The 4,252-nt window shown below is 69.3% G+C and carries 6 protein-coding genes; all 6 read left to right on the top strand.

Translation table 11 applies throughout. From position 1 onward, the window contains the following. A partial coding sequence (locus tag IY392_RS12405; RefSeq protein ID WP_194861382.1) for a pitrilysin family protein occupies positions 1-630 on the top strand: 630 nt, incomplete at its 5' end. A gap of 43 nt (positions 631-673) precedes the next feature. Further along, positions 674-1,423 (top strand): 4-hydroxy-tetrahydrodipicolinate reductase, encoded by a 750-nt coding sequence (dapB, locus tag IY392_RS12410; RefSeq protein ID WP_107758104.1) that lies wholly within the window; start codon positions 674-676, stop codon positions 1,421-1,423. Between the two features lie 7 nt (positions 1,424-1,430). Continuing rightward, positions 1,431-1,910 carry a hypothetical protein gene (locus IY392_RS12415; RefSeq protein ID WP_194861383.1) on the top strand — a complete coding sequence of 160 codons (480 nt, stop codon included), beginning with the start codon at positions 1,431-1,433 and terminating at the stop codon, positions 1,908-1,910. After that, positions 1,907-2,359, top strand: coding sequence for a flavodoxin family protein (locus IY392_RS12420; RefSeq protein ID WP_107756605.1), 453 nt, complete (start codon positions 1,907-1,909; stop codon positions 2,357-2,359). Before IY392_RS12415 ends, IY392_RS12420 begins: the two co-directional genes overlap by 4 nt. A gap of 35 nt (positions 2,360-2,394) precedes the next feature. Further along, positions 2,395-3,147: an FAD-dependent thymidylate synthase gene (gene thyX / locus IY392_RS12425; RefSeq protein WP_194861384.1), complete on the top strand. Its 753-nt coding sequence runs from the start codon at positions 2,395-2,397 to the stop codon at positions 3,145-3,147. Between the two features lie 58 nt (positions 3,148-3,205). After that, on the top strand, positions 3,206-4,153 hold the full coding sequence (dapA, locus tag IY392_RS12430) for a 4-hydroxy-tetrahydrodipicolinate synthase (RefSeq protein WP_107756603.1): 948 nt from the start codon (positions 3,206-3,208) through the stop codon (positions 4,151-4,153). The last annotated feature ends 99 nt before the right edge of the window (positions 4,154-4,252 follow it).

The following is a 4,252-nucleotide window of genomic DNA, read 5'->3' on the forward strand; positions in this document are numbered from 1 at the left end:
GGCCAGGACACCGGGCACGAGGGGTGGGCGCCGACGCCGGTCCTGGTGGGGGAGGACGACGACTCCGAGCAGGTCCTCCTGGCGCTGGCCCGTCGAACCCCGTCGCGCGATCACCGGGACCGCGCGTCGGCGCAGGTCGCGACTGCCGTGCTCGGCGGTGGGCTGAGCTCCAGACTGTTCCAGCGGGTCCGCGAGGAGCTCGGGCTGGCCTACACCGTGTACGCGTCGATGGATCAGTTCCGCACCACCGGCCTCGTGTCGGTCGTCGCCGGCAGTCCGGTCGGGCGGGTGGACGCCCTGGGCGATGCTCTGGCCGAGGTCGTGTCCGGGATGGTCCGACGACCCCCGTCCCTCGACGAGGTGGACCGGGCGATCGGGCACCTCACCGGGTCGATCCGGCTGGGGTTGGACGATCCCCTGTCGCGGATGACGCGGATCGGCCGCCACCTGCTGGACCGCGACGCGGTGGTGACCGTCGCCGACTCGCTGTCCCGCCTGCGCGCGGTGCGCCGCGACGACGTCGCGGACTACTGGACGGGCGAGGTCGCTCCGTGGTGTCTGGCGGCCGTGGGTCCGGGCATGCCCGGCACCGAGGGTGCGGCGGGTCTCCTGGCCCGGGTGGGCGGATAGGCTGGTGGGCGGGTCGGCGACCAGTGAGGAGACTGAGGAGACGATGACGGTGACGAAGGTCGGTGTGCTCGGTGCACGCGGCAAGGTGGGCACGGCGATCTGCGAGGCGGTCCGCGCGGCGGAGGACCTCGAACTCGTCGCCGAGGTGGACCACGGTGACCCCCTGGGGATGCTCACCGATGCCGGAGCGGAGGTGGTCGTCGACTTCACCCACCCCGACGTGGTGATGGACAACCTCGAGTTCTGCATCACGCACGGCATCCACGCGGTGGTCGGCACGACCGGATTCACCGACGAACGTCTGGACACCCTGCGGGGGTTGCTCTCGTCTCATGCGGACACCGGGGTCCTCGTGGCACCCAACTTCGCCATCGGAGCGATCCTCATGATGCGCTTCGCCGTCCAGGCCGCCAGGTACTTCCCCTCGGCCGAGATCGTGGAACTCCATCACCCGAACAAGGCCGATGCCCCGTCGGGAACGGCACACCGCACCGCCGAGATGATGGCCACCGCCCGCACCGCCGCCGGGATGGGACCATGCCCGGACGCCACCTCCACGGAGCTGGAGGGGGCGAGGGGCGCCGACGTCGGTGGGGTGAGGGTGCACTCGGTCCGAGTGACCGGCCTGGTCGCGCACCAGGAGGTGATCCTGGGGACCCAGGGGGAGACCCTGACGATCCGGCACGATTCCCTCGACCGCTCCTCCTTCGCGCCCGGCGTCCTCCTGGGGGTGCGCTCCATCTCGCGTGTGCCCGGACTCACCGTGGGGCTCGACGCCTTCATGGATCTGTAGGCCGACCGTGGACAGAGTCGTCAAGCCCCTGGTCATGGCCCTCACCGCGGTCGGTCTGGTGGTGGCGTTCGGGTACCTGCTGTACCTCGGGTGGTCCATGGTCAGCCGATCCGAGTACCTCGCCATGCGTGGGCTCGGGGTCGGGATCATCCTGCTGACCGCCGTCGGGGCTTGGGCGACGTGGGCGATCCTGCGGAACGGGTTCGAACTCCAGAAGATCTCCGCCGCCGCCGCCGCGGAGGGGATAGAGCTCGACGTCTCCACCCTGGACTACCGTCCCTCCGGGCGTCTCGAGCACGCCGCGGCGGATGAGCTGTTCGACCGGGTCAGTGCCGAGTACCAGGCGGCCCCGGACGACTGGCGCACCAACTATCGTCTGGCCCGGGCGTATGACCATGCGGGCGACCGCGCCCGCGCCCGGGAGATCATGCGGGTGGCCATCACTCTGCACGAGGCGGACACCTCCGGTGCCCGGGATCAGCGATGAGCGCCGTTCTCCTGGTCCACCACGCACCGTCCCCGAGGCTCCGCCGCATACTGGAAGCCCTGGAGCGCGGGCTCGCGCATCCCGAACTCGAGGGAGTCGAGGTGGAGTCGGTACCCGCTCTGGCCACGACCGACGACCACGTACTCCGGGCGGACGGATACGTCCTGCTCACCCCGGCGAACTTCGGTTACATGTCAGGTGCGCTCAAGCACTTCTTCGACCGCACCTATTACACGTGCGAGGGCGCCGTGGCCGGTCGGCCCTTCGCACTGTGCGTGCACGGGGACGACGACACGTCGGGGGCCGTCACCTCGGTCGAGCGGATCACCACCGGGTGGGATCTGCGACCGGTGGCGCCGGCCCTTCATCTGACCGGCGAGCCCGGCGGCGAGGATCTCGACGCCGCGTCCGAGATCGCCGCGACGGTGGCCGCACACCTTCTCGGCTGACCCGCCGGGCGACACGACACCACGAGGAGTCCACCATGTCCGAGCTCGTCCGGCGGCAGGTCCGCATGGTCGCGCACACCGCGTTCACGCCACCCGACGAGATCGGGTGGGAGACGGACGCCGACGGCGGATCCGCACTGGCCGAGTTCGCGGGTCGGGCCTGTTATCAGAGCTGGGACAAGCCCAATCCGCGCACGGCGTCGAACGCCGGCTACCTGAGGCACATTCTCGAGGTGGGGCACCTCTCGGTGTTCGAGCACGCGAGTGTGACGTTCTACATCACGGGCATCTCCAGATCGTGCACCCACGAACTCATCAGGCACCGACACTTCTCCTACAGTCAGCTGTCGCAGCGGTTCGTCCCGGAGCACGATTCGAAGGTGGTGCCCCCGCCGGCGATCGCGGAGGACTCGGAACTGGTGGAGATCTTCCGCCGGGCGACCGACGCGTCCCGGGAGGCGTATGCGGAGATGCTCTCCAAGCTCGAGGAGAGATTCGCCGACGTTCCCAACCCGATGTTGCGGCACAAGCAGGCGCGACAGGCCGCGCGTTCGGTGTTGCCCAACGCGACCGAGACCCGGATCGTGGTCACCGGCAATTATCGCTCGTGGCGCCACTTCATCGGGATGAGGGCGACCGAGCACGCCGACACCGAGATCCGCGGGCTGGCCATCGACGTCCTGCGGCAACTACGCGCGGCTGCGCCGGCGGTGTTCGCAGACTTCGAGATCACCTCGCTCGAGGACGGTTCGGAGATCGCGGTGAGTCCCTACGTCCTGGAGGGGTGATCCGTAACGCCGGGTCGGAATCGGGACTTCCCGTGGTCTGAGGGTAGTCTGGGAGGCCATGACACACGTGACCACAGGGGGCCCGACGTCGGCGGACGGTCGACAGGCACTCTCCCCGCCCGGGCGCCCTACTCCGTTCGGCACGGTGCTCACGGCGATGGTCACTCCCTTCGGGTCCGATGGCTACGTCGACCTGAGGGCCGTCGCGTGTGTCGCGCAGCACCTCGTGGACTCCGGGTGCGACGGTCTCGTCGTCTCCGGGACCACGGGAGAGTCGCCCACCACCACGGACGCGGAGAAGATCGCGGTTCTCGAAGCCGTTCTGGCCGCGGTGGGGGACAGGGCGTTCGTGGTCGCCGGGGTCGGGACATACGACACCGCGCATTCCGTGCACCTCGCGCGGCAGGCGGCGTCAGTCGGTGCCCACGGCATGCTCGTGGTGACGCCGTACTATTCCAAGCCCACCCAGGCCGGCCTCGACGCCCATTTCCGGGCGGTCGCCGACGCCACCGATCGACCGGTGATGCTCTACGACATCCCACCGAGGTCGGTGGTCCCGATACAGGCGGAGACGCTCATCGGGCTGTCGTCCCACCCCAATATCGTCGCCGTCAAGGACGCCAAGGGTGACTTCCATGACGCGGTCACCGTGATGTCCCACTGTGACCTCGTCTACTACTCGGGAGATGACCAGCTCAACCTCCCGTGGTTGGCCGTGGGAGCCAGCGGTTTCGTCAGCGTGATCGGCCACGTGGCCGCCGCGCATCTCGTGGAACTGCGCCGTGCGTTCCTCGCGGGCGACATCGACACCGCGCGTCACATCAACCTCGGACTCCTCCCGCTCTTCGACGCCCAACGGGCTCTCGGTGGCGTGTCGATGTCCAAAGCAGCTCTAGAACTTCTCGGGATCCCGGCCGGAGCGCCGCGACTCCCGCAGTTACCACCCACCACCGAGCAACAGGACGCGTTGGCGTCGCTGCTGCACAGAGCAGGAGTCATCAGATGACAGAAGACCCGACCACCAACCGGGGTCGCAGCCGCACACGGCGCGCCGCCGGGCGCCCCACCGGCGAACCCGCGCCCGCGACCGCCGTGCAGTTCACCG

It is taken from the genome of Dietzia sp. SYD-A1, assembly GCF_015356725.1.
In the GTDB taxonomy this organism is placed as follows: Bacteria; Actinomycetota; Actinomycetes; order Mycobacteriales; family Mycobacteriaceae; genus Dietzia.